Source organism: Streptomyces sp. HUAS 15-9 (assembly GCF_025642155.1).
GTDB lineage: Bacteria > Actinomycetota > Actinomycetes > Streptomycetales > Streptomycetaceae > Streptomyces.
On sequence record NZ_CP106800.1, the window covers coordinates 72,258 to 96,071 of the forward strand.

Here is a 23,814-nt window from a genome sequence, read left to right on the forward strand (position 1 = left end):
CCCGGCGCCCCACCGCTATTGGTAGCGCCAGTGCTCGTGGACCTGCTGCACGTTTGCCTGGAGCAGGTCGCGCAGATCGTCGTCGTCATCGGGCAGGCCCAGGCCCAGCGCACCGGCGACCTCGCGGTACGGCGTCGTCATATCCGGGTCTCCCGCGGCGACCAGACAGGACAGCAGCGCCTGGTCGGCCGGTGTGGCCCGGTCGGCCAGCGTCAGAACCTGGACGCGGTCCGCGAGCGTCATGTGGGGCAGTGCGGAGCCAAGTTGCTGCTCCAGGCGGTGCCAGCTGGTGGTGGTCTGCTCGCGGGCGGCCTTCTTGAGTGCCCCGCGGACGGCAGCGGCGGCGGATTCCACAACGCCCGGAGCGAGCTCGCGGCGCGCCTGGCGCGCCTGGCGTTCCTCGGCCCGCTTCTTGGCCCGGGTCATCCTCCTGATCCAGAAGCTCGCCTCTTGCCGCTCACTGTCGGACAGCCAGTCACCAGCGGTTTCCACGGCTGGGGCCAGTTCTTCCGTCAGTCTCCGCTGCTCGGCAGTAGAGAGATGGAATCGCTGGTCGAGGTGCTGAAGGATGCTCCTGGCCTGGACCACGGCCGCGCGACGTGCTCGCCGTTCCTTCCGGGAGGTGTTCGGCTCCTTCTTCGGCTCCTCCCTCTTCGGCTTCTCCTTCTTTGGCTCTTTCTTCTGCTGCTCCTTCGGCGCCTTGTGTGACCTGGGTGCTTCCTGTGGCTTGGAGCGTTTGCGCTGGGGGCGCCGTGGCGGGGGCAGGGTGAGGGGGGTGAGTACGGTCCGGGCCGATCCGGCGGCGGGCAGGCCGTCCTGCTCCCGGAGGAAGGCGCGGGCCGCGGCCAGGACGCGCTGCTCGGCGGCGCTGGCACCGCGGCGGGTGAGCGACACGGCGGTCGGCAGCTGGGAGCGCACATCGAAGGCGCGCTTCTCGGTGACCGCCTGGTCGAGTCCGGCGAACACGCGCTGCTGGTAGTCCTCGTGGCCGGTCAACCACGTCCGGGCCTCCTGAACGGCCTGCTCGGCTTCGGCGCGGGCTGCGCCGTCGAGGCTGTCGAGGAAGGGGCCGCTGCCGGCGCACAGGCGCCGCACGTGCTCGACAGTCCCAGAGCGCTGCGCTGCCTCCAGGCCGCGTATGAACCGGATAACGCTCTTCGGCAGGGCACCGGAGCAGTGTCCCGTCTCCGTCGCATGGGCGGGAGCAGCGGCATGGTCACGAAGGATCTGGGCTGCGGCCGGAGTTATCAGGCCGTCGTCGGTCCACACGCAGTCGGCGAGGGGTACCCAGTCAGTCGAGCGGGCCAGGCTCTGCGTGCCGATCCAGACCCGCCGGTCGGCCCCGTCACTCTCGCACCGCACCCGGTACACATACGGGCAGCTCGACAGCACGCCCGGATCCGGCACCACACCGGGGCCGAGGACGACAGTACGGCCGCCGGCCCAGTCCGGCGGCACCAAGCCGTCCATGTGCACCCGCAGGGAGAGACCGTCTTCAAGGTCCACGTCCAGCAGCGAGCCGATCGGCTGCGGGAAGGCGAACCGGCCGGCCCGGCCGTGCTCCAGCAGGGACCGGGACATCGCCGACTTCACATACAGATGGTCGGCACTCGACTCACCGACCCGTGGCCGGCGGCAGGCATGCGGGGCCCCGTTGGGCTGCGGAAAGTGCTGGAAATGACACTGACGATCGATGTACAGCTTGTGCGCCAGCTGGGCACCGCAGCCACCCAGGAGCACCCCGCACCAGAACGTGTCGTGGGCGTGCGCGCGCCGGAAGCCGTCCAGCTCGATCGCCTCGGTCGGCAGAACGACCGGAACGTCCGAGTGCTCATCACCAACCACTGCAGTCTGAACCAGCCGCGTGTCGCGCACCGTGGCGACCCCCAATCCCCCTTAGTCAACGATAGATCCGCAGGCAGCACGCACGACAGGAGCTTGCCGGGGCACCGATCGGGCCAGTGCTTGCCATTGCATGCGCGAGCACCGCCACGGCACCGGTGTCAGGCCAACGGCAGGGCGGTGGGCGAGGCCTGCTCCGTGGGTGGGCCCGGGCATCGCGGAGGCCGTGGCGTGGCCGACCAGGGCGATGCGCGAGCTGAGCCGATGGGCGTTCCCGGCCGGAGATATCCTCGGACGACCAGCCGGCCCCGATCGAGACGGCCCGCATCCACCGCCGCCGCGAGTCCGAGGCCACCCACGCCCTGGCCCCGTGCCGGGCCCGGGCCGAAGGCCGCCAGGGGCGGCCGGGACGGAGACACCGCTCTTGCATTGACTGGCATGCTTCATTTCCCACCCCTTCTGCAAGGAGACTGCATTGGCCACGTTCGAGCCGCCGAAGAACTGGACCGAGCAGGATCGCGAGCACTACCTCCAGCAGGTCATGCGGAGCGGTTGGACGCGGATGCGTCCGTACTCGCTTCTGTTCCTGCTCCTGGGGGTGGGGATCGCAGAGCGCGGGGCCACTCCGGAGGATCTGAAGCGCGGGGTGCGCAACGCTGACAACCCGGAAGGCAACTTGGATGCCTCCTGCTGGGAGGACCCTGAAGACCTCGACGATGAAGAACGTGCCCAGCACGCGACGCACGTTGAGGACGCTGAGCGCTATGCAGCTGCATACGGGCGGCCGCCCCTGCGCACCCACACCGATGTCCTGGACCTTCTTGTGGCGGCAGGCGCCATTTACGAGGTGCCCGACGGAACCGGCGTAGCGCGCTTCTACCCCAAGGTCCCCGCGCCTGCGCCCGCAGATGTGTTCCCCCTAGATGAGGAAGAAGCCGCTGTCCAGAGGCAGCTTCGGATCGACAGCGCATACGAGGGCGACTCGTACCGCATCATCGAGCTCTTCGAACCTGACGGGAAACGCCACGAGGAAGTGGTGACCAGCCTGGACCGGCTCGCCCGGCTCATCAAGGGCGACCCCCACGACGCACGCGAGGCGGTCCGGCTCCTGACCGAGGCGGGCGACTTCGCCACCAGCCTCGATCTTGACGGCCTCCCGTCGCACAAAGTCTTCCGTATCCGGTGCAACTGGGACCGATTCGACCAGGCACGGATCGGGATTCAGGGCATGACCGAGGACGGCAGGCTCTCGGTCACGTTGCCCAGCGAACTGGACCGGCCGTAGCCGCCGCCCGTCGTACAGCAGGAAGAGAGATCACAAATACGGGAAGGCCGGCCGGGTCGCCTGACGGCCAAGCCCAGTCGCATTCACTGGCCCACATGCTTCATCAGCGCTTCCCACAACTGGCTGTCGAGCCCGTTGATTTCGGCCTGGAGCTCTCGGACGTCTCCGTCTCCGCTGCCGATCTGGTCAAGCATGCTGTGGATGTTCCACATCAGCCTATGGGGCATGGCTACTTCACGCGGCAGCCCTGCCGTGCCCGTTGCCGGGACGCGCCACCCCAGGGGAACCTGAGGATCTTGGTCGTGAGTGATCTCCTCAAGCACGGTGTCCGATGATGCTCCGCCAGCCTTCGCTTGGTTGATGAACTGCTCAAGCAGGCCGATCGTGACCGGCTCATCCCACGTGACCTCAATATTCAGCCCCATAGCAGTCCCTTCTCGCGGCGAAGTCGCCCTATCCAAGCAGCCCCTTCGGGTGAGGTGCGAGCGGTGCCGCGAATCCGAAGCGATCCGGGTTCTTGCGCTGCGGCGGGCCCGGGCGGAGCGTGCCGCTCGTCAGGCCGACACGTCGGCTGTTCCTGCCGAGCCTGTCCCCTGCGTACGACGGCTTGAGCACGTCGATCGTCTGTGAGGCCAACGCCGTTGGTGGCACGATAAGTTGGAATGAAAGGTGGGGGTTCGTGCAGGGTGACAGGCGGCAGATTCAGACGGCGGTCCTGGGCGGCGCGGACTCGGAGGATCCGCTGATGCTGCCGCTGGAGGCGATCGAGCTGGACGCCTTCCGCCGCCATCACGAGCACGACACGTTCTGGTGCGGGCTGCTGCTCGGAGGCTGCGGCCTCCAGCTGACGACGAAGCTGTACACCGATCGGGTCTGCCACTTCGCCCACTACCCCGGTCCCGACGGGCACCCGCACGTGTGCGGGCGGCGCGCCCGCGGCGTGAACAGCGCCGACCACCTGTACGTGAAGTCCGAGGCCGCCGCCTGGCTCCGCAACCGCGGCCTTCAGGCCGACTTCGAGTTCACCCAGCCCGAGGGAGCGCCGGTCGGCTCGGTCGTGGACATCCAGTTCCAGCACGGCGGGCTGCGCGTGCACTTGGACCAGGCGGTTCAGCCGGCGTGGGACCAGGACGGCCTCGAGCCGGTGCTCGGGATGTCGGTGCCGGTGGAGCGGGACACCCTGATCGACCGCTGGTACGTCCATCGCATCCGGCTGAACAGCGAGGGCACCAGCCGGAAGGTCCAGATCGGCACGGAGGCGTTCGCGCGGGAACCCGAGTGGTTCGCGCTGGACGACTGCGAGATGACGGAGCGGGGGCTGTCGACGCCGGCGGTCGAGCGGATCGTCCGCGCCCGCAGCACACGCCCTCCGTCACGGTGGCCGACGGGCAAGGTCAAGAAGGTTCCGGGCACCGAGGCACGCGCCCAGGTCGTTCTGCGCCGGCTGGCTGATGCCCTGAAGGTGGAGTCCGTGGTCGTGGTCAACCGGGTACTGGGCGAGATCGCCGCCGTAACTGGTGTGAGCCAGCAGACTCAGGCCGAGCTGGACACGGCCGTGGCGGGGGCGAACCGCTGGCTGGAGGGGCAGGCCGAAGTCCGGCGAGACCTGTTCGCCCGCCTGGACGAGGCCGTGGCCGCCCGGCGCACCAAGCAGATCCGGGAACTCCTGGCCCGTGTCAACGCGACCGCGAGCCACGACCGCACCGACACCGAGGATGTCATCGCGGCCGCGGCCGCCGACTACATGACCGCCTTCACCTCGGAGGCCTACGAGCGGGTCCGGGGCATCCTCGATGGTCTCAGCCGCACCGGGCGACATCTGCAACCTGCGCAGATGCGCCCCCTGGTGGAGAAGGCCATCCAGGCAGCGGCCGACGCAGGGAGCCTCACGGGCGACCGCGAAGCAATCCAGATCGCCTACTGGAAGGAGCGCGCGGGCCTCAACCAGCCGACCTCGCCCTCCCCGGCCAGGCCCGCCCGGGCGGCACCCGCCGGAGACCAGCAGCAGCCCAGACGGAGGAATCTGCACAAGCAGGTGGCACGCCGATACTGGATCAAGAGAAGCTGCCCGCGCTGCCACGCCGGCCAAGGCCACAACTGCGTCATCGACAACCAGACCAGCACCGGCGAGGTGCGCAACGTCCCCCATGACGAGCGGCTCCAGCCGATCCTCGAAGAACGAAAGGCCAAACAGCAACAGCAGACCCCGCCACCGTCTCCGTGGCGCGTGTACGACGTCACGTGTCCCGACTGCAGCCAGGGCCCTGATGCTCGCTGTGAAAGCCCCGGCGGCCCGCACCGCTCACGAGTCGAGCTGGCCAAGGAGTACAGCCGTCTCCGGAAGCCCCCGCCGAAGAGGTAGGCAGAGAGCGATGGTGGATAGCTGGGCCGTACGCAGACCTTTCCGCGGCGGCCCAGCTGCCATGTCGGCTGTCAGACCAGGCCCAGCGCAGCCAAGGTGGTCAAAGAGAGCCCCATAGAGACGGCGAAGGCACCTCCTGCGGAGAGGACGGCCTCGGCCAGTGACGCGCCGGTGGTGTAGGTGAGGATTCCGGCGCCGGTGGCCACGATTATCGAGATCAGGGCGCAGATCACGACCAGCAGCACTTTGACGCCGAACGACTGGTTGAACTCCAACGGTCCGGATGACCTTTCCGGTGGCCGGACCTGGGGCACACGGCTCTCAGCCCGACCACCACGTTGCCTACGTGGGGTCTTGCTGAGGCCGTGCCGACGTTCACTGGTCTCGGTGCCTTGCCAGGGCCGCACTATGGCTGTTCATCCCGGTGAGCTGGGAAGCAGGGGGTCGTGGGCTCAACAATCGGGCTCTCGAGGCATCAGCCACAGGCCCAGCAACGGCCACTCAGACAGCGCAATAAGGCTCAAGCCCGCTTCGGGGCGCCTTGTTGTCGGCCGACCCGGGACACGTCGGCATCCCAGGCTCGCGCATGTCGCACGCGCCCCGCACTGTAGTGGAAGGACCGCGCACCAACCCTCGCGACACGCACACGTGTTCAGGCCGACGGCTGGCTGCCGGTCGTCGCCTGTTCAGTGGGCTGATCCAGCTGCTGCTGGCGGCGGCGCTGCTCGTTGCGCAGGCCTTCCACGTTCTGCGTGAGCCGGGCGAGGGCGGCGTCCTGGTCGTCATCCTGGTAGTCGCCGACCCCGTACTCGTAGCCATTGAGCTGTTCTTCGACGGCGTCGGCGGTCTGCTGCAGGAAGTAGGCCCGCTCCCGGTACTTGTAGTAGCCGGTGATGGCCGCGGACACGGTGATGGTGAAGCTGACGGCGATCGTGGTGATCCTCTGCCAGTTCAGCGGCTCAGTGTCCAGGGACGATGCGGTGGTGGCGATGGCGGAGCCCACCATGATGACGGTCTGCAGCGTGTTGTGGACGCGTCGGTAGTGGCGGCTTTCGCCCTGGTACTGCTGGATGATGCCGCGAACGTCGTCGCGGTAGCGGCTGCGCCGGTCGCCCAGTTCCGGGTACTCCTGCGCCCGGGCCATCGCCAGTTCTGAACGGAGCGCCTCAGCCAGCGCTTCCAGCTCCGGAAGCGGCTTGAACACGGTGCGCTGACCATCCCCGGCATCCCGGGGCCGATCCCATACGCCGATCCACAGCGCGGCGGCCAGCAGTGCGACAAGCCCGCAGCCGATGGCGGGTTTCAGGAACGGGAGGGAGGTTCCCCAGGCCAGGATGGTGCCGGCCGCCCCGGCCAGGAGCGCCACCACGCCGACGACGACGCACACGCGCTGGGTTCGGGTGATGAACCGCGTCTTCGCGATGGCGCGTTCCATGTTCCGCACGGCCACCGTCAGGTACCGCACGGTCCGCGGCTCGTCTGCAGAGCCCTCTCCTTCCGCGAGCGCTGCATCCGCGTTCGCTATCCGGCGCGGGAAGTCGTCGTCGATGTGGCGGCCCACCTGGTGCGCCCCTCCCTCTCCGATTTGGGCAGCGGGCCCACAGGGGTGAGGCGCACGACGAACTCCCCCGCAAAGCCTGGCTGTTCACGATCACCGATGACCCTGCCATGAGCGGCGCAGTGCCGACGACACCGCAAGGATGCGGTCTCGGTCATTTCGCAGCGAGAGCCGGGCAGTGTGACAGCCGGCCGCGTGCCGGTGCCGGCAGCTGCACAGGATGTGCGGCAGCCGAACCAGCAGATCCGCCCCCCCCTTTCCCGTTTGCTCAGGAGGCATCCATGGCAGTGACCGAGCTCTTCATCGCGGACGAGATCAGGACCCGGCTGTCGGAGAAGACCCTCGCGGAGGCGGCGGCCCACCTGCACAAGCGGGACTGCCAGACCTGCGGGAAGCCGCTCGGCGCCGATGCGCCCGCCCTGACAATCGACGACAACGGGCCGTTTCTGAGCGCGATGCTCAATCACCAGAGCTGCCGCCCGTCGGGCTGGTACCACGTCCGCGCGGTCGTAGCCGGGGCTCACCTGTCGTGGACCAGCCGCTTCTTCACCCTGCCGGTCGATGACGGCGAGCGCGGCCCGCGCGCGACGTTCATTGTCTGCCCGCACCTCGAGGCGGTCACCCTGGACCAGGACGGCGGCGACGGCTGGGCGGTGAACACCGAACGGCACTGGCGGGCCCGCGGGTTCCGCCCCATGGGCCGTGAGCTGGTCGTCGACAAGTGGGTGGCCGACCAGGCCCCGCCCCGCGCCCGCCTGACCGGATCGACCATCAACATTGACGCAGGCCTGGACGGACAGTGGTCGTCGTCGGCGGACCTTGAGACCATCAAGGCGTGCCGGAAGCAGAACGGGCTGCTGCTGGGCGTCTCCACCGTGTTCGAGCCGGTCTCCGCGACCGGACCCAACGACGTCCTGCGCTACGGCGCCGCCGGCCACATCTTCCTCGGCTGGGTCCCCCTCACCTGACCGTCAACCACCCTGCCACGTGAGCCAGTTGACGCCTGCCCGGCCCGGCGCTCGGCTAGCTGGCGCCGGGCCGGGATGTCGTACGCGGCCGGTAGCGTGGCGTGCATGATCCCGCACCGAGCGTCCCCGGCCGAGCCGTGGCCGGGCTGGGTGACCAGCCGCGCGGCACAGGCCGTATACGGCGAGCACCTGGTCCGCATCTCCGAACTCATTCCGGCCCTGCTCTACGGCCACATCATGGATCGCAAGGACCTGGCCGTCGCGCACGAGCAGGGCAATCAGGACCGGGTGCTGTCCGCCGTTCGCCTTCAGGCAATGGAGTACCGAGACGAGCTGCTGGAGACGGCCGTCGTCCTGGACGTGCTCGCCCTGTGCCACCCGCCGGGCGGCTACCTGCCCTGGCCCTACAAAGAGGAGCCCGACGGGCCGGACGAAGCGGATGAGGTGCGCACCGACGCCTCCAGCGTCGCCAGCCACCTGGCCGAGCACGACCTGCGCCACGGCACGAGCCGGACCGGCGACATACCGCCGCCGCTGAAGGAAGGCTGCACGGAGGCGCAGCGCGACGCCGTGCGCGAGTACGCCCGCCGGGAATGGCGGGCGCGCGAAGACCCGAAAAGGGTCTGACAGACGACACCCGACAGTGTCCTGAGGAGACGACACCCATGGATTTTCCGGTATTCACCGATGCGGCGCCGCTGACCGCGCTCGAGGTCGAGGCGCTGCGCTCCTTGCACGTTACGTCGCAGGACCTGCGGCACGAGTACGAGTCCGCGCTCGCCCTCACCGGCCGTTGCTACCGGCTGGAGGAGAACGCGCAGGTGTATACGCAGGGCCGAGCCCTGACCCACCACCCCGACGCCTTGCACCGGCTTGGCCGTCTGGCCGACCGCTACGAGCGCGGCGTCGGGTTGCTCGCCTGGCGCTACGCGAGCGCGGCCGTGGTGCTCGGCACCAGCATCCTGGACCGCGTCGTGGGCGGCCGGCCCGCCCTGACGGCAGCCGTGGTGACGGAGCTTTGCGAGGAGCCAGCCCTCGGCCAGCTGCGCGATGCTCTGTCGATCCCGTGCAGCGACCTGCTGATCGCGCGCGAGAGTTCGTTCCGGGACCGGCACGAGGAAGACCGCCGTGAACTGCTGCGTTCGGTGGAGGGCGTCATCGAGTGTGCTGCCGAGCTCGGCGACGGCGTCCCGACGGAGGCATCTGCCCTGTGGGCGGGGCGGCTCACCGATTTCGACCGCCTGGGTACGGACCCGCTGTACGAAGGCGTCCTGGAACGGCTCCTGCGGTTTGCCGACCAGTTCCCCAACGAGATCAGCTGGTACCTGAAGCGGTCCCGAGCCGGCGCGCTGCCCCACCAGATCCCCACCTGACACAGCACATGGTCGGGCTGCCGACGCCCAGACGCCGCAGGTTCAGCGCTGGCGGCCGAACGGCCACCAGCTCCGCCGCGTCCGGCGACGCGGCGGAGCAGCCGGTCGTGGCGGTGTCGAGGGTCGCGGCGGCACAGGCGGGCGTGCCGGGGGTGCGGGCTCAGTGGGGACCTCATCCGGTACGACCGGACCGGGCGGGGACGGCGGCGTGGGCGGGGCAGGGGAAGCTGCGGGCGGCGGCACTGCGGTCGTCGGCGGCACCGGCGGTGTGGCAGTCGGTGGCGGCGCGTCGGATGTGGGCGGCCCGCTTGGGCGCGGCGGCCTGGGGGAGAGGCGGGCCGCCCGTCCAGGTCCTGGCTTGCGTGCGGCGGCCGCCGATCGGGTCTGCTGGAGGGTGCGCTGGGCGAGGGAGAGCGGCGGCGGGCAGGCGGGCCGACTGCTTCGGCCGGTGGCGGCGTCATACGTCCAGTGGGCGAGCTGCCAGTGTTCTTCGGCGAACATCTGCAGCTCGGGCCTGCCCCTGCGGGGTGTCCAGACCTTCCAGGTGCCGACGGCCAGGACGAAAGAGCCGGGCGCGAGCGGGTTGAGGAAGCTGGCGTGTTCGGACCGGATGCGTACGGTGAAGCCGCGCCCGTCGGCGAGCCGGAGGACCGGCCGTTTCTGGCTGTCGCGCTCCACAGCGGTGACACGGCCGTAGACGGCTACCGGGTGCTCGGGCTTCGCCGCGCCGGTCAGGCGCGCGTACAGCCGGGCATGGTCGCCGGATGCGGGGCCGTGGCAGAACTCGCCCCAGCCCACCGTCTGGGCCTCACCGGGGCGGCGCACCTTGAACTGGGCGACCACGTCCGGGTCGTAGTCGTGCTTCTGCAGGAACCGGGCGATGACGACCGCGCTGTTGATCAGAGGGGGCAGCAGCGGCCGCACCGTGGAGATGTTCACGCCGAACGGGTCGCCGGGGGCGGCAGGCCCCGTGTCGACTGTGGGGCCGGTGTCGATCTGGCCCAGGTCGTCGGGCAGCACCAGGTGCAGTTCGTCGCCTTCGATCACGGCCACGCCCTGGGAACCGTGCGCGATCTTCTGCAGGACTTCGGTGGGGTTGAGGGGGCAGATGTCCTCGTGCTGCCGGTCCTGGGCGAGCCGGAACAGCGCGGCCCGGGGAGCACGGCCCACCGTGGTGCGCTGGGACACCACCCGCGTCATGCAGAACGCGCAGATCAACGGGATCTTCTCGCGGCGCCACCACGGTTCGTCGTCGATCTCGTGCGCGAAGACCCTCTTGCCGACCTTGCCGTCCTGGTACAGGCGCGCCTTCTCCAACGCCTCCAACCCCCTTGATCCACAGGGCTTTTAGGGGATCACGAATGGCAGGTGTGTGAAAAGACGGGCCAAGGCCAGGCGGTCCGCAAGGGGCCGCCTGGTACGCGGCCTCCGTCGCCCGGGCCGCACACAGCACCTTCATCGCCGCCGCCGGATCGCTCGTACGGGCCTGACCACCTCGGAGGCGGTTGCCGCGCTAGCAACCCAATCCCGCAAGATGTGCGCTATCTGTACGCGTTTGGTACGCGATCCGTACGGTTCACGCTACAATTGAGGAACAGGAGGTGTTCCATGTCCGAGTTGTTCGACCGGGTCGACGCGCTGATCGCGTCCCGGTCCCCGCTGCCGCCGCCGGCGGAACGCAAGCGACTGCGCCAGGCCCACGGCTTCACGCTGGACGAGGTCGCTGAGGCTCTGCAGGTGCGGCGGGCGACCGTCAGCGCCTGGGAGTCCGGCAAGACGGAGCCCAGGCCCCCCGAGCGTGATGCGTACGCGCGCCTGCTCAGCAAGCTCGCGGAGCTCTACCCCGCCGACCTCAACTCCGCGGCTCCCGCTGAGGACACGGCCGTCCCGGAGACGTTCGCGAACGCTCCCGCCCCGGCGGCGGGAACGCGGCCCGTGTCCACAGGCCCGGTCTCCGAGGCTGCGGTCATGACGACTGAACAGAACACCCGGCCCGCCTCCACGCCCGAATCGGCTCCGGCTGCGGCGTCCCGTCCGGCGCGCACCGCCAGGCCGTCGTCGACGTCGCGCCGCCCGGCCGCGCGGAAGGCCGCCCCGGCGAACACCCCGGCCGGTACCGACCCGCGTTTCGCCAACGGTCCGCTCGCGGTCGTCGACGTCGACAATGACGGCCAGGTCCTCGCGTACTGCGTCGGCGGCCTGGTCTTGGACGTGCCCGCCAAGTCCATCCCGGCCCTGGTCGACTGGACCCTGCGCGAGGCGAAGCTCGGGCAGCCGAAACTGTCCGGCCCCGGCAAGGACGCCGACCCGCTGATCGTGCTCACCGAAGCCGCGCTGGAGCGCTACGGCCTTCCCGTCGCCCTCACCGAGGAAGAGCGGCTCGCCGGGCGCCTGCCGGAGGGCCACAAGGTCATCAAGCAGCTGGCACGCGCCGACTGGAAGCTCACGAAGCGCGGGTTCGGGCCGTGGGCGCGGATCTACCGCCCGGCGCAGGGCTCGGAACGCAACTGCGTGCAGCTGTGCATTCCGTCGTGGAACGCGCTCGACACCCGCCACTGGGGAGATGCCGGGCAGCTCCCGCCGGCCGAACTCGCCCAGATGCTGGGCACGTACGCGTCGCGGGTGATGACGCCGCGCGGATCGGCCGCCGTGACCAGCCTGGAGCTGATGACCGCCTTCCACCCGCCAACCCGCGCCTCCGAGCCGGACGCCAACGGCAAGCGGCACAGCGAGCACAACCCCGGCAGCCTGGGCAAGGATCCCGTCGACCCCGCGCCGTGCGAGGTCCCCGACGGACACCCGCTGCTGAAGGACCTGCCGCGCTTCCACCGCCGCACCCCGGCGGAGAAGCTGTTCGAGGAGATCCTCGACTGGGCACGGCCGCTCACCGACGACGAATGCACGAAGCGGTACCTGGTCGGCATCGACGTCAACATGGCCTTCGCGGCCGGGGCGAACGGCCTGGTCGTCGGCCTCGGTGAGCCGACGAACGTGAAGAACCCGGTGTTCGACCCGAAGCTGCCCGGCTCCTGGCTGGTCGACCTCTCCCACGTCGACCTGTCCCGCGTGAAGGTCGGCAAGGAGTGGGTGGAGCTGGACGCGAGCCTGCTTCCCAGCCCGTTCACGCCGACCGGCGAGCGGCCGACCGGTCCGGCCTGGTACGAGACGCGGACCGTCGCCTACGCGGTGGAGCTCGGCTACGACGTCGCCCCCCTCGAGGCGAACGTCCGCTACGAGAACGGCCGTTACCTGGACTCCTGGTACAACCGGCTGCGTGACGCGTACATCGACACGATGGCCGACCTCGGGGTCCCCGCTGACCTGCCGCCGCAGGAGTTCCTCAAGGCGATGGACGGCTACAAGGACCGCGACCCGCACCTGGCGATCGTGGTCTCCGCCGTCAAGGCGACCGTCAAGGGCGGCCTGGGCAAGCTGCGCGAACGCCCGCGCGGCGAGGGCTGGAAGTCCGGCGAGCCGTGGCGGGCTCTGTCGAGGCCGACGTGGCGCCCGGACATCCGCGCGGCCGTCATCTCCCGCACCCGCATCAACATGCACCGCAAGATCGTCAAGCACGCGGCCTACACCGGGCAGTACCCGGTCGCGATCCTCTCCGACTGCGTGGTGTACGCCTCCGAGGGCCCCTCGCCGCTGGACTTCCTGCCCTACAAGGACGGCAAGCCGCTCCCGGGCGGCTGGAAGCTCGGGGTGAACCCTGGGCTGGTCAAGCACGAGGGCACCCAGACCGTGCTGTGGGCTGAAGAGGTCCGGGAGCGGTTCGAGGCGCCGGAACTCAACCTCGCCCGGTACATCAAGACCGGTGAGGTCACCAACAAGGACGACGGGGAGTAGCAGCCGATGAGCGTGTTCGGGGACGGCCTGGACAAGGCGGTGCAGAAGGCGTTCACCCGGCCGGCGCCCAAGAGCGCGGGTGCGCAGATGCGCTACCTGGTCAAGCAGCTCAAGGGCACCAAGGCGGTCGCCCAGATGCTGCGGATCTCCCAGCGCACCGTTGAGCGGTACGTGAAAGACCAGATCAAGAAGCCGCGCCCGGACCTCGCCGCCCGGCTGGAGACCGAGGTGAAGAAGCGGTGGCAGCCGCAGATCCGTGCCCAGGCGCGGCAGAAGGCGGCGACCACCGGCGGCATCGTCATCGACACCCAGGCCCGGATCGGCTACACCGCGCCGATCGGCTCGACTGACGAGGACCGGCTGCGCCACCTCACGGTAGCGCTGCCACCGCAGTACGCCGCCCGCCTCTTCGAGGCCCAGGAGCAGGGCGCCACCGACCAGCGCCTGCAGGAGATCGCCGCCGAAGCGCTCAAGGAGGTGTACTTCCAGGACAACGGCCGCCGCGCCGGCCAGCTGGAGGAGGTGCGTTTCACCGACATCCAGCACCTGGAGTTCGACCTGTAGACGTCCCGAACATGCCGCGCGCCCCGGACTGGCTAGTCCGGGGCGCGCTCGCGTATCCGCGGGGGGGTCGGATGTTCATGCACGCGATGCCGTGTTCAACGCGCAGGACCGGGACGGGTCACTGGCTGGCGGCCGGCTAGACCCAGATCTCGTGCTCATTGCGGTAGTGCGGCCATGGCCGCCCGGCCTGCCGTGCGGCGAGGACGTGTTTGATGCCCGCCACCCATGAGCCCGGCCGCAGCAGCTCAAGCAGGTAGCGCTCCAGCTCGGAGCGGCGCATCTGCAGCGTCCAGCCGGGCGTCATCGTCAGGCCTCCCGGCAGTGCCACGGCCCGCAGCTGTTCCTGCTGGTGGATCTCCATGACGACTTCGCCCGGCTGGAGGTCTGCCTTCCCCGGCGGGCGAACCCAGCGCGCGTCCAGGCCGGCCACCTGCAGCAGCCGGGCCAGGAGAGGACCGGAGGTCTCCACGGTGGCCACGGTGTAGTCGGCGATCAGGCGGGCGCAGGCCACGGGATGCAGTGGGTAGTTCGCCCAGGGCACCCTCAGCGGGTCGCGGGCCGTGCTGTCGAGGCTGGTGGCGTAGATGTTGTGGTCCTCGCGGCCGGCCGCGATCCCTGCCCACTGCACGGCGGCGTCGACTGTCTGCTGAAGGCGCTGGTTGTACTGCTTCGAGGACAGTCCCTGCTGGGAACATCCGTACTGGTCCATGACGAACAGGGCCCGGCTGCCGGGCACCTCGGTGGCGTAGATGCCCTCGGTCGCGGCCCGATCCAGGGCCTCGCGCAGCAGGTCCAGGTGGGTGCGCAGCGGCAGGTTCAGGTCGTAGAGGAGCTCCGAGGCGTTGTCTCCGGGCAGCGGGCCGCCGTCCAGTACCGCCGCACGAGCCTGGTTGATCCGCCGTAGCTGAGCGCTCTTGGTGTTGTTCGGGTTGGTCTTGATCTCTTCCGTGTGGGGCGGGTGCACGCCGTCCCAGACCGTGATGTCGCCGATGCGCAGGCAGTTGGTCAGGTCGTGCAGGAGTGCGAAAGCACCGTCCTCCTTGAAGGCCCTCTCGACGTGTTCGCGTTCCGCCTGCAGTCCTGCCTTGCCGTGCATAAGGCCAGGCGACTGGTTGCGGCACAGAGCGAGGATGAACGGGCGGTGGAAGCCGAAGACGCGCCAGGCCAGCGCGTCGCCGACCGAGCGCAGCTGGCGGGCCAGCCGGTCGCACACGTCCTGCTCGAACCGCCAGGTCGCCACGTCGGCGAGGTCGCGGCCCGACTGGGGCTCCGGCGCCTCCTGGTGCGGCCCCTTGCCGCTGCGCATCCGCTTGACGACACGCTTGAACCCCGCCCGGTCCTTCTCCACTTCCAGCAGGCGGTTGAGCAGGTCCCGTTGAAAATCGACCCCGGCCTCCACCGTCTCGCAGTCGCGGAGCTGCTGAATGAGCTGAACCAAGACCGACTGCATCGCCTGATGGCGAGGGTGCACCATCATGTCGTCGGGGTCGTAGGCGTCAGCGTGGAACAAGCTCATCCCGTCAGTGTGACGATCACGACGGTTCCCCGCTGTCGTTTTCCGCACTGCCGAAGCCAGGTTCGAAGCCCTTGAGTACGGGGTCGAGTTCGGCCGCCGCACCACACAGGGAACACAGCCGGGTGCCCGGATGCTCGGCAGCGTCCAGCGCCTGGTCCAGGGTGAGCGGCGGCGCCCCGGCGGGTGCTTCCTCGCAGTCGACGGCGTGGACGATGCCCCGGCCCGGACCGCGGCCGCCGTCCAGTTTCTGCAGGACCCATCCGGAGGGCCTGCGCGGTCCCAGGATCTCGCGCGCCGTCGACGGATTCTCCAGGCGCTCGGTGGGAACGTCGTCGTACGAGACGCCTTTGACCGGCTTCACGTGGGCGGGGGCCTGCACCCACACCGTGTACCAGGAGGGCACCACCTGGCTGTCCTGAACCATCCAGGCCGGGACCGAGACCTTGTACAGCCAGCCCTCCGGCGTCTGTCGGCGTTCGTGCAGACGGCCGGTGACCTCCTGGTCGTCCGGGAGGACCACGGTGATGGGCGGCGGCTCAGGCGGGGTGTCCGCCACGGCTACGCGGCCTCCTGGTCCTCGCCGTCCCCGTTGCCGAGGGCGTGCCTGAGCTGGGAACGGGCATCGGGGCGTTCGGGCCCGGCGACCTCGTTCCAGAACGGGTGCGTGACGATCAGAGCGGCGAGGTCGCGTTCCCGCTCCCGCCGCGCGGCGACGTCCTTCTGCTCCTCCTCCGACCAGCCCGGCGAGGCGGGGTAGGCCGGGGACGCGGCGAGCCAGTAGCCCTCGGGGCGCTGCCACGACTCCATAGGTTCCACGGAGTACGGCAGCCTTTTGACCAGGGCATTGAGGCTGGCGCGCACCTCGTTGAGGTCCTGCTGCGCCTGGAGGAGATCGCCGGGATAGTCGTACGTCGTCACGGCCCAACAGTAGTTCGACCCGCCGACAGCGCCGTCCGTACGACACCGGGGGCGTGCTCGCTGCCGTCTGTCCACAGGTGACCTGACGGACGCTTCCCTCCATGGATGATCAGCACGACTCGCAGCAGCCGGCCCCGCGTCGCGGGAAGGTCCTGGACGCCCTCGTACGGGCGGAGCGCAAGGTCTTCACCCGTCCTGCCCCTAAATCCGCCAATGCCCAGGTGAAATTCCTCCTCACACGCATGAAGGACTCCGCCAAGGACCTGGCGGAGCGCCTAGGCGTCTCCACCCGCACAGTGGAGCGCTACCGCGCCGGACAGCTGAAGAAGCCTCAGAAGAAGCTCCGGGAGGCCCTGACGGAGGAGACCGCCTCGGAGTGGCAACCGCAGGTCAGGGCACGAGCAAGGGAGCGCGCGGCCACCTCCGGCGGCATGCAGGTGGAGGTGTACGCCTACTTCGGGTTCACCGCCTCCGGGTCCTCGGACGACGGCCGCGAGCGGTTCATCAGCACGCCGATCTCGCCCACCTACGCCAAGGAGATCCTCCGGATGCAGGAGGCCGGTGCGACGGAGGAGGACCTGCATCCGATCGTCGCGGAGGCCATCACCGAGTCGTATTTCACGGATTGGGGCACCCGCTGCGATGGTCTGCGCGCGGATTTCACGCGCGTCCGCAGCATAGATTTTCGGTTCTGACCACGCTGAATTCGGGGCCTGCTATAAACCGTATTCGGTGGGTCGCCGTACAGCGCTCTGGCGACGGCCCACCTCTTATTCGGCACGACGGATGCGAGGCCCTGATGAGTACGCCCTGGCCGCCCCGGCGCGGTGTCCGCCGCCCGCTCGCCCCGCGTGTGGCCGCGCCGCGCGAACCGTTCGACCACGCCCGCGTCGGCCGGCGCGTCGTCCGCCGCCGCGCCAAAGGCATGGACGCCGGCGCCGTCGCACGCGCCCTCGAGGACGCCCGGGTCGACGCGCGGCAGGACTCCAGGCACGAGCACCTGGCCGACGATGAGCGCGGCCGCGCGGAGCTCGCGGAGTGGGAGCGCATCGACCAGCTGCTCGCCGCCGCCGCTCCCGGCACCGTCTACGCCCCGGACACCGACGACGTCGTCCAGGCCGAACTCGCCGCCGAAGCCGCGGCCGCCGCAGAGCGGGAAGTCCAACTGCGCGAAGCACAGCGGATCGCCGCCCGGGCCGATGAGCTCCAGGCGCTGCGTGAGCTGGGCACGCTGGAGCAGACCGACCCCCGCGAGGGTGACGAAGCCGTCCGGGACGAACTCACCCGCCGCGCCGGGTCGTACGTGCAGACGGACGTCGACGCGTGGCTTGCGCACGCGCTGGCCGCGCACCGCGGGCACTACGCGGGCCCGGCGGCACGCGAGGCCGCCGCCGGCCTCCTGCCGCCGCCGCTACTCGCGCATGCCGCGCTGCTCGCCGAACTCGCCCGCCTGGTCCCGGACGCAAGCCCGGGCCAGCTGGCGTTCGCGGCACAGCTTGCCGCTGCCGACCCCGAGGCCGCCGCCGATCTCGCGGCGTTCCTCACCCGCGCCGGCGGGGCGAACGACCCTGCGGGGAGCCCGGCCTGAGCGAGCGCCAGGAGCTCGAGGCCGTTGTGGCGGTCTGGGCACCAGGGGGGCAGCGCGGATTCGGCCACTTCTGATCATTGCCCAGCTCACTTCGGACGCGGGTCGGTACGGTCGATCAGTTTGCGGCTGGTGCGGGCCGTCGCCGGGAAGTGTTCCGTCGGCGCGTCGTGACAGGGGGTACGAGTGGGCGAGATCGATCACGAGATAGCCGGGAAGGTCGCCGGTCTCCAGGGGGACATCAGCTCGGTGCTCGAAGAGTTACAGGGCCTGCCTGAAGACCATCCGCGCTATGAGGCGCTCTTCGCGCAGCTGGTCAACGCCGGATCAGCGCTGCTGGAGTACGAAGCCCAGGCCCCTGCGAAACGGGAAGAGCCGCACCGGAAGGTCAGCAAGAGCGCCCTCACCTGGTCGGCGCGGGTGCACATGCTCGGGGCCGTACTGCTCACGCTGGCGCCGCTGACCGGCTGGATCGGCTGGGGCTGGGTCGCTCTCGCCGTCTTCCAGCTGCTGGTCGGGTTCGTGACCAGCGGGATGGACGCCCCGGTTCAGGGACACCGGGAGCTGCGCATCGCGGCGGGCGCCCTGGGGGCGGTCACCGTGCTGGTGCCCCTTCTCGTCTTTGACGTGCTGCCCGGATGGTTCTGGATCGCCGCGGCCGCCGGCTGGATCGGCAGCTTCGTCCTGGCGACCGACGCCGACGCCGCACACGCGCGGGAAGGGAAGGCGGCAGCGTGAGCTTGGAAGGGTCGTACACGAGCCTGGACCGCAAGGTCCACAACCTTGAAACCAGCCTCCGGCACTCCCTGTCCGATGTGAGCTCCAAGCTGTCGGAGGTGGAGGACGCCGTCGACCAGCTGGAGGGCATCCCCCGCCGGGTCGACAGTCTCGAGTACGACCTGCGGGAGGCGAAGGAGGAGACCGAGCGGGTCGAAAGCGACCTTGATGACCGCATCTCGGAAGTCGACGGGAGCGTGGACCGGCTCACTACCCGGGTGGCGGCGCTGGAGCGGTACCTGCGCCAAGCCGAGGGAGCCGTCGTCGTCGACCTCGATGAGGACCGCGGAGGCGAACTGCACGCCCTGACGGTCACCGTGAACAAGGGCCTCGCCGCGCAGGCCGGCCTCCTGCCCGACTACGAGCGCACCCGGCTGAAGCTGGCCGGTGACCATCTCAAGCACGCACGGGAGGAACGGGGTCGGCACCGTGCCGCGGTCCTTCGCGCCGCCGCGGTCCTGGCCACCACGCAGGCGTCAGACGCGGAGCGGAAGGCGGCCGAACGCGACTTCAAGGAGTCCGCACCCAAGGCCCAGCAGGCTCACAGCCGGATCGGGCCACTGACGACCAGCGCGGAGGCGGCCCGTCAGAAGCTGGAGGCGGACGACGTCCTGCGCGCGAAGAACGCCAAGGCGATCGAGGCCGGCCAGCGGGCGAACACGAAGCTGCGGCTTCGGCTGCGCAGCCGGCTCTCCGACGCCCTCAGCGGCGCGGAGCTGCTGCCGGTGTGGTTCGTCACCGCGCTCGGTCCCATGGCGCCCTCACGCAACGCCAACGACTGGATGGACGCCGCGACCGATGTCCTGGCCTACCGGGTCACCTACCAGATCACCGATCCCGTGGTCGCCCTTGGCACTCCGCCCGATGGCCATCGCACATCACGCCGGACAGCGTGGCACCAGGAGCTGACACGAGAGCTGCGGCGCTGGGGATAGTGCCCGCCGCCCCCGAGACCGGACACAGCCCGTGTCACGCTCACGCTCTGTCAGCATGACACGGGCTGTCACGCACTCCCGGAAAAGCGTCACGCTACCTCGAATACATCCGCGTATGTCCGATTTTAAGGCCAGTGAACCCCCTCTGCGGGCGGATCGCGGGCAGGGCGTGACACTCATGATCTTGCCTCGCGTGCCCTCGTGTGCGATACGGAACGTAGCCACCCCGAGGTGCCGCGAAGGTCTCACGTCCCGCTCCCGCAGGGGGAGGCAGGCACTGATCAGTCTTGCGACCTGTGTCATCGACCCCGGGTCCTGCCTGGTGGACACGCCTTCTGTGTCACTGATCAGCCGATCTGTGTCATGGCGGCCAGCCGGACCCAGCATGGTGGCCGGGCGGCTGGGTCGCTGGGTCCGTGTCGGCCTGGGGCCGTCTCTTTCGGGGTGATTCTGCCGAATCCGTACCCGTGCTGTACGCCCTGCTGTACGTTCGAGGTATGTCGAAATCAGTGACGATCCGGGTCCCCGAGGACCTCCACGCGCAGCTGCAGGAGCGGGCCGAGACCGAGGGCACCACGGTCACCGCACTCATCACCGAGGCCGCACGCAACGCGGTCCGCGACCCCCGCCTCGAAGGCGCTGCGGAGGTCTTCCGCCAGTTCGTCGCCGACAACGCGGACGCGTTCGACGCGGCCTTCCCCGACGACGCCCCCGCCCGCCTGGACGCTGCCGAGGCCCCGGGGCGGGCGGCCTGACGTGGAGCTCCACATCGACATCCGCTGGCTGCTGGAGCGCCAGGCGGAGGTGCTGCCCAAGCACCCCGAAGTCCACGACTTCTCCAACCTCGTGGCCGCCATCGCCCGCCACCGCGTCAACACCCCGCAGGTCGGCGTGACCGTCGACAACGCCTGGCGCGCGGCCGCCCTCATGCACGCCGTCATCCGGCTGCGCCCCCTCCCGGCCCGCAACGCCCTGTACGGCGCCGCGATTGTCGTGTCCTACATGGACGCCGCGGGCGAGGCCATCGACCCGCCCTACGGCGCGCTGATCGACCTCGCCCGCGACATCGACACCGGCCGCGCCGACGGGTACGACGCAGCCGACCGCATCCGCTCCTGGCGGCTCTGAACACCGGGCCGGCGCCGAAGCAGGACTTAAGACCGCCTGCTGCTCGTTCTTCGCCGACAACCTGGCAGCGGCGGCGGCCGTTAACCACGGTGACCGTACGAAGGAGGAACACGGTGACCGATAGCCGCACTCTGGAGATCCCCGCCGACCTCGACCGCTGGCATCCCAACGAGATCGGCGAGTGGCTCAGCGGCGTGGAGGACGACGAGGCAACCTCGGACGCCGACGTCGCCCGCGCCCGCCAGGCCGTGCACCGCGCTCTCGGCATCGACTGACGACCACAGCCGCAGATCCGACCGGTCGCGGGCGGTGCAGCTGGAACCGCCAGCCCCGCCCCACGGCGCCCGCTGCTCCTGGGGTGAGCCGGTTCAGGGTTCGGTGCGCAGTATTCGCACGACCCAGGACACCTGGCCACTGGACGGCCGCACCTGGGCAGCCGGCGCCGCTGCCTCCGAGGCAGTAGCCCGGCAGCGGCGTCTGCATAACATCGCAGATCTGCGATGTTATGCATGAGATCTATGCACGGCTACTGCATGGAGCGCCCAGGCTGGTGCTGCTCGCCGTCTCCGTTCACCTGTGCCTTTCCCCTCCGAGGGAAGGATGTACGCGGCTGCCCGCGGACTGCCGGTTGTTCTGCTTCTCCAGAACAACACGGTTCCTCTGGTGATACCGCCCTCTCGTGCAGCACCTCGGCGACCTGTGGTTTCCCCTGGGCGGGAACGATGTATTGCGCTGGGCGGGACAAGCCGGTGCGCGTTCCCCGCCCATGGGGCCGCCCGTCCGGATCTGACACCCACCGCCCGCACTCGAAAGCGGCGCCGCGCCCCTGCCGGAGGGGTGCGGCGCCACTGATGTCGTGTCACCCGGCCGGGCGGGCGGCCGGGTCAGCTGACGGCGTGCAGGGAGCCGCGCCTCTTGGCGGCCGCAGCCTTCTTGGCGGCCGCGGCGGCCGCGCGCTTCTTGCGCTGCTCGGCGAGCTGGTCCTGGTAGGCGGCGACGGCCCGGTGGTAGTCCGCGACGTAGGTCTTGCTGTCCAGGCGGTCCGCCTTGGGCATCGCCTTGACGGCGGCCAGGGCCTCCTCGGGGGATGTGTAGCCGGCCAGCATCGGGTTGATCTGGTAGACGCCGTTGCGGACCTTCTTGACCAGTTTGGCCAGCTCCAGCTCCCGCAGCGCGGCGTTCACGCTGGGGCGGCTGAGCCCGAGCAGTTGACCGAGGGTGGCCTGGTCCATCGCGATGCGGCCGCCGGCCTCGCTGCGAGCCCGGAGCTTCAGCAGCGCCCGGTAGGCGGCGGGCGGCAGGTCCAGGTCGGCGAGAAGACCGTCGGCGTTGGTCGCCGACCACTTCAAGGTGCTCACTGGGCTGATCCCTCCTCCTGGCGCTGGGCACGGGCCAGCCGGCGTGCAGCGCGTTCTTCGGCCCGCTGCTTGCGCAGGTTCTCGATCGCCTCGCGCATGTGCTCCAGCGACGGGAACCGCACCAGATCCGGCAGGGTCTCATCCTTGCGGATCTTCGCGATCGTCTTGTCCTGGTCGACCTGGACGTACTCGGCTTCGATCATCTCCGTGCCCGGGATGAACTCAGCTACACGGTACGAGTAGGGCGGGTTGAACTGGTAGATGCCACGGCGCACCTTGAAGACGATGCCGTGCGACATGACTTCCGCGAGGGCCTCGTTGAGTTTCCCTCGGTGTACGTCCAGGACCGTCGCCATCTCCTCCTGGGTCAGACGGATCTGCCCGCCGGCCTTCTGGCAGGCGATCATCAGCAGAATCAGCCGCAGCGGCAGCGCCTCGCGGAAGTACTGCGCGATCAGGAAGAAGAACTCCAGCGAGTCCATGGAGAAGGCCTTGGGCCGCTCGGGAGTGTCGTAGAACTCCATCGGCTTGCGCTTGCTGCTCAGCGACAGGTGCCGGTCCGGGTAGCGGTTGGCCACCGAGTCCAGGTCGTCGACCGGCTGGACCGGCTTGGACCACGCCTGGATCTCATCGTTGGGGGGCAGCTCCGGGCGGCGCGGCGCGCGCTTCGGTGCGGGATGGCGGCGCTGTGGCTCGGATGACACGAGGCTGCTCTCCACTTCGCTGATCTTGGACGGCAGAAGTATGTCAGCCACTCCGACAGATATGTCGGTCTGGCTGACGTTCCGGCGTGTTGTGTCCCCTCAGGGGGGACAGATCTCCCCCCTGCGCGCTCCGGCGGACCGCTCAACGGGACGCCGTCGCGAATGTCGGCGTGGCTGACGTTTCGGGCTCGGAACCGTCGGCCTGGCTGACATTCGGGCCTCGATGTGACTCCTCAGGAGGTACACATCGGCGGCGTTGTGTACCTCCTGAGGTGACAGATCGCCGGATGTGCACGCCTCTGACCAGCGGGTTCTTGATCTGGGTAAGTATTAGGTGGCCGAGGTCCACCCGCAGCCGCCGGCCGGACCCGTCGTGGCTGAGGCGGCTTCGCGTGCGGGCCCGTGGGCCCGCGCAGACCGTAGGCGGCACCAGCGGCTCTGAGTCTCGGGTGGTGCCCGCCGTGACGAGACAAGCAGCAGCAAGGCGTGGCTGGCGCCGCCGGGGGTTCCGCCGCCCGGCCCTGGGGGCCGTTCGGCTCCGGTACCTCCGAACCTCTGAATTCTCCCTTTCCCATATCTGAAGTAACGTTCTTCGACTGAGGCCCGAAGCTCCCCAATTCGTGATTCCTCGCGTGAGTTGACGGACCGAATCCGCATGCTGACGCCTTATCAAAAGACGCGCCCCGTCCGGGTGGTTGGGGGGTGTCTCGTGTTTCCGCCAACGGTACATGCTGCATCAACCTGATGCACGCGATACACTGGAACCCACACGAACGAGCGACCCGCACCCCTCGTAGCCAGCCCGGCCCGCGACAGCGGCCTACAAAATTCTGGAGGCGCAGCCGGAAGGACCGTCAGGCGGGGGAGCGCAGCGGACCCGCCCAGGAGTGCGGAGCACTCCACAACTCCCCTACTAGAGGCCCCACTAGCCGCACCTGACACCCCGCCAGCCACGGCCGCGCGATGCGCGGCCGGCCAGGCGCGCATCGCGCGGCCCCACCGGTCCCTGGAGCGCAGCGGAAGGACCGCCGCGCATCGCGCGGGCCAGCGGGGCGCAGCGACCGCCCCACTGCACATCGCGCAGCGATGTGG

At 69.7% G+C, this 23,814-nt stretch carries 24 protein-coding genes; 14 read left to right on the forward strand and 10 right to left on the reverse strand.

The window, feature by feature from the left end:
* Window positions 1–15: 15 nt before the first annotated feature.
* On the reverse strand, window positions 16–1,845 hold the full coding sequence (locus N8I87_RS43825) for a hypothetical protein (protein WP_263217516.1): 1,830 nt from the start codon (window positions 1,843–1,845) through the stop codon (window positions 16–18).
* Between the two features lie 472 nt (window positions 1,846–2,317).
* On the opposite strand from N8I87_RS43825, the gene N8I87_RS43830 reads away from it, so the two are divergent.
* Window positions 2,318–3,127: a DUF6042 family protein gene (locus N8I87_RS43830; RefSeq protein WP_263217517.1), complete on the forward strand. Its 810-nt coding sequence runs from the start codon at window positions 2,318–2,320 to the stop codon at window positions 3,125–3,127.
* 83 nt (window positions 3,128–3,210) lie between these two features.
* Here the strand turns inward: N8I87_RS43830 and N8I87_RS43835 are convergent, their stop codons facing one another.
* Window positions 3,211–3,552 (reverse strand): hypothetical protein, encoded by a 342-nt coding sequence (locus tag N8I87_RS43835; RefSeq protein WP_263217518.1) that lies wholly within the window; start codon window positions 3,550–3,552, stop codon window positions 3,211–3,213.
* A 254-nt stretch (window positions 3,553–3,806) separates the two neighbouring features.
* On the opposite strand from N8I87_RS43835, the gene N8I87_RS43840 reads away from it, so the two are divergent.
* Window positions 3,807–5,489, forward strand: a complete 1,683-nt coding sequence (locus N8I87_RS43840) for a hypothetical protein (protein ID WP_263217519.1) — start codon at window positions 3,807–3,809, stop codon at window positions 5,487–5,489.
* 71 nt (window positions 5,490–5,560) lie between these two features.
* Here N8I87_RS43840 and N8I87_RS43845 read toward each other — a convergent pair whose 3' ends face one another.
* A complete protein-coding gene (locus N8I87_RS43845; RefSeq protein ID WP_263217520.1) occupies window positions 5,561–5,764 on the reverse strand; it encodes a hypothetical protein in 204 nt (67 codons plus the stop codon).
* 377 nt (window positions 5,765–6,141) lie between these two features.
* Window positions 6,142–7,050: a DUF4231 domain-containing protein gene (locus N8I87_RS43850; RefSeq protein WP_263217521.1), complete on the reverse strand. Its 909-nt coding sequence runs from the start codon at window positions 7,048–7,050 to the stop codon at window positions 6,142–6,144.
* Window positions 7,051–7,328: 278 nt separating this feature from the next.
* Between N8I87_RS43850 and N8I87_RS43855 the strand changes: the two genes are divergently transcribed.
* From N8I87_RS43855 to N8I87_RS43865, 3 genes are all read left to right on the forward strand, one after another.
* Window positions 7,329–8,015 carry a hypothetical protein gene (locus N8I87_RS43855; RefSeq protein WP_263217522.1) on the forward strand — a complete coding sequence of 229 codons (687 nt, stop codon included), beginning with the start codon at window positions 7,329–7,331 and terminating at the stop codon, window positions 8,013–8,015.
* Between the two features lie 105 nt (window positions 8,016–8,120).
* Window positions 8,121–8,642, forward strand: a complete 522-nt coding sequence (locus N8I87_RS43860; protein ID WP_263217524.1) for a hypothetical protein — start codon at window positions 8,121–8,123, stop codon at window positions 8,640–8,642.
* A 38-nt stretch (window positions 8,643–8,680) separates the two neighbouring features.
* Entirely contained in the window at window positions 8,681–9,388 is a 708-nt protein-coding gene (locus tag N8I87_RS43865; protein ID WP_263217526.1) for a hypothetical protein, read from the forward strand.
* A gap of 42 nt (window positions 9,389–9,430) precedes the next feature.
* Here N8I87_RS43865 and N8I87_RS43870 read toward each other — a convergent pair whose 3' ends face one another.
* The gene (locus tag N8I87_RS43870; RefSeq protein ID WP_263217527.1) at window positions 9,431–10,705 is read right to left on the reverse strand and encodes an OB-fold nucleic acid binding domain-containing protein; all 1,275 of its coding nucleotides are present in this window, start codon (window positions 10,703–10,705) and stop codon (window positions 9,431–9,433) included.
* Between the two features lie 291 nt (window positions 10,706–10,996).
* On the opposite strand from N8I87_RS43870, the gene tap reads away from it, so the two are divergent.
* Both tap and tpg (N8I87_RS43880) read left to right on the forward strand, forming a co-directional pair.
* The gene (gene tap / locus N8I87_RS43875; protein WP_263217528.1) at window positions 10,997–13,237 is read left to right on the forward strand and encodes a telomere-associated protein Tap; all 2,241 of its coding nucleotides are present in this window, start codon (window positions 10,997–10,999) and stop codon (window positions 13,235–13,237) included.
* 6 nt (window positions 13,238–13,243) lie between these two features.
* A complete protein-coding gene (gene tpg / locus N8I87_RS43880; RefSeq protein ID WP_263217529.1) occupies window positions 13,244–13,801 on the forward strand; it encodes a telomere-protecting terminal protein Tpg in 558 nt (185 codons plus the stop codon).
* A 136-nt stretch (window positions 13,802–13,937) separates the two neighbouring features.
* Here the strand turns inward: tpg (N8I87_RS43880) and N8I87_RS43885 are convergent, their stop codons facing one another.
* From N8I87_RS43885 to N8I87_RS43895, 3 genes are read right to left on the reverse strand one after another with little or no spacing between them, the layout of a single operon-like run.
* Window positions 13,938–15,317 carry a hypothetical protein gene (locus N8I87_RS43885; RefSeq protein ID WP_263217531.1) on the reverse strand — a complete coding sequence of 460 codons (1,380 nt, stop codon included), beginning with the start codon at window positions 15,315–15,317 and terminating at the stop codon, window positions 13,938–13,940.
* Window positions 15,318–15,333: 16 nt separating this feature from the next.
* The gene (locus N8I87_RS43890; RefSeq protein WP_263217533.1) at window positions 15,334–15,873 is read right to left on the reverse strand and encodes a DUF6233 domain-containing protein; all 540 of its coding nucleotides are present in this window, start codon (window positions 15,871–15,873) and stop codon (window positions 15,334–15,336) included.
* 2 nt (window positions 15,874–15,875) lie between these two features.
* Complete coding sequence (locus tag N8I87_RS43895) at window positions 15,876–16,235, reverse strand: DUF8825 domain-containing protein (RefSeq protein WP_263217535.1); 360 nt, start codon at window positions 16,233–16,235, stop codon at window positions 15,876–15,878.
* A 101-nt stretch (window positions 16,236–16,336) separates the two neighbouring features.
* On the opposite strand from N8I87_RS43895, the gene tpg (N8I87_RS43900) reads away from it, so the two are divergent.
* The 7 genes from tpg (N8I87_RS43900) (at window position 16,337) to N8I87_RS43930 (ending at window position 20,935) form a co-directional block, all read left to right on the forward strand.
* Complete coding sequence (gene tpg, locus N8I87_RS43900; protein ID WP_263217536.1) at window positions 16,337–16,930, forward strand: telomere-protecting terminal protein Tpg; 594 nt, start codon at window positions 16,337–16,339, stop codon at window positions 16,928–16,930.
* A gap of 104 nt (window positions 16,931–17,034) precedes the next feature.
* A complete protein-coding gene (locus tag N8I87_RS43905; RefSeq protein WP_263217537.1) occupies window positions 17,035–17,823 on the forward strand; it encodes a hypothetical protein in 789 nt (262 codons plus the stop codon).
* 183 nt (window positions 17,824–18,006) lie between these two features.
* On the forward strand, window positions 18,007–18,558 hold the full coding sequence (locus tag N8I87_RS43910) for a hypothetical protein (RefSeq protein ID WP_263217539.1): 552 nt from the start codon (window positions 18,007–18,009) through the stop codon (window positions 18,556–18,558).
* The gene (locus tag N8I87_RS43915) at window positions 18,555–19,532 is read left to right on the forward strand and encodes a CopG family transcriptional regulator (protein ID WP_263217542.1); all 978 of its coding nucleotides are present in this window, start codon (window positions 18,555–18,557) and stop codon (window positions 19,530–19,532) included. Before N8I87_RS43910 ends, N8I87_RS43915 begins: the two co-directional genes overlap by 4 nt.
* A 497-nt stretch (window positions 19,533–20,029) precedes the next feature.
* Window positions 20,030–20,287, forward strand: coding sequence for a type II toxin-antitoxin system HicB family antitoxin (locus N8I87_RS43920; RefSeq protein WP_263217544.1), 258 nt, complete (start codon window positions 20,030–20,032; stop codon window positions 20,285–20,287).
* Between the two features lies 1 nt (window position 20,288).
* The gene (locus tag N8I87_RS43925; RefSeq protein WP_263217546.1) at window positions 20,289–20,660 is read left to right on the forward strand and encodes a toxin Doc; all 372 of its coding nucleotides are present in this window, start codon (window positions 20,289–20,291) and stop codon (window positions 20,658–20,660) included.
* Between the two features lie 113 nt (window positions 20,661–20,773).
* On the forward strand, window positions 20,774–20,935 hold the full coding sequence (locus tag N8I87_RS43930; RefSeq protein ID WP_263217548.1) for a hypothetical protein: 162 nt from the start codon (window positions 20,774–20,776) through the stop codon (window positions 20,933–20,935).
* A 609-nt stretch (window positions 20,936–21,544) separates the two neighbouring features.
* On the opposite strand, the gene N8I87_RS43935 is transcribed toward N8I87_RS43930, so the two are convergent.
* Both N8I87_RS43935 and N8I87_RS43940 read right to left on the reverse strand, forming a co-directional pair.
* Complete coding sequence (locus N8I87_RS43935) at window positions 21,545–22,018, reverse strand: helix-turn-helix domain-containing protein (RefSeq protein ID WP_263217551.1); 474 nt, start codon at window positions 22,016–22,018, stop codon at window positions 21,545–21,547.
* Window positions 22,015–22,773, reverse strand: coding sequence for a hypothetical protein (locus tag N8I87_RS43940; protein WP_263217553.1), 759 nt, complete (start codon window positions 22,771–22,773; stop codon window positions 22,015–22,017). The genes N8I87_RS43935 and N8I87_RS43940 overlap by 4 nt, the downstream gene beginning before the upstream one ends.
* Window positions 22,774–23,814 lie beyond the last annotated feature (1,041 nt).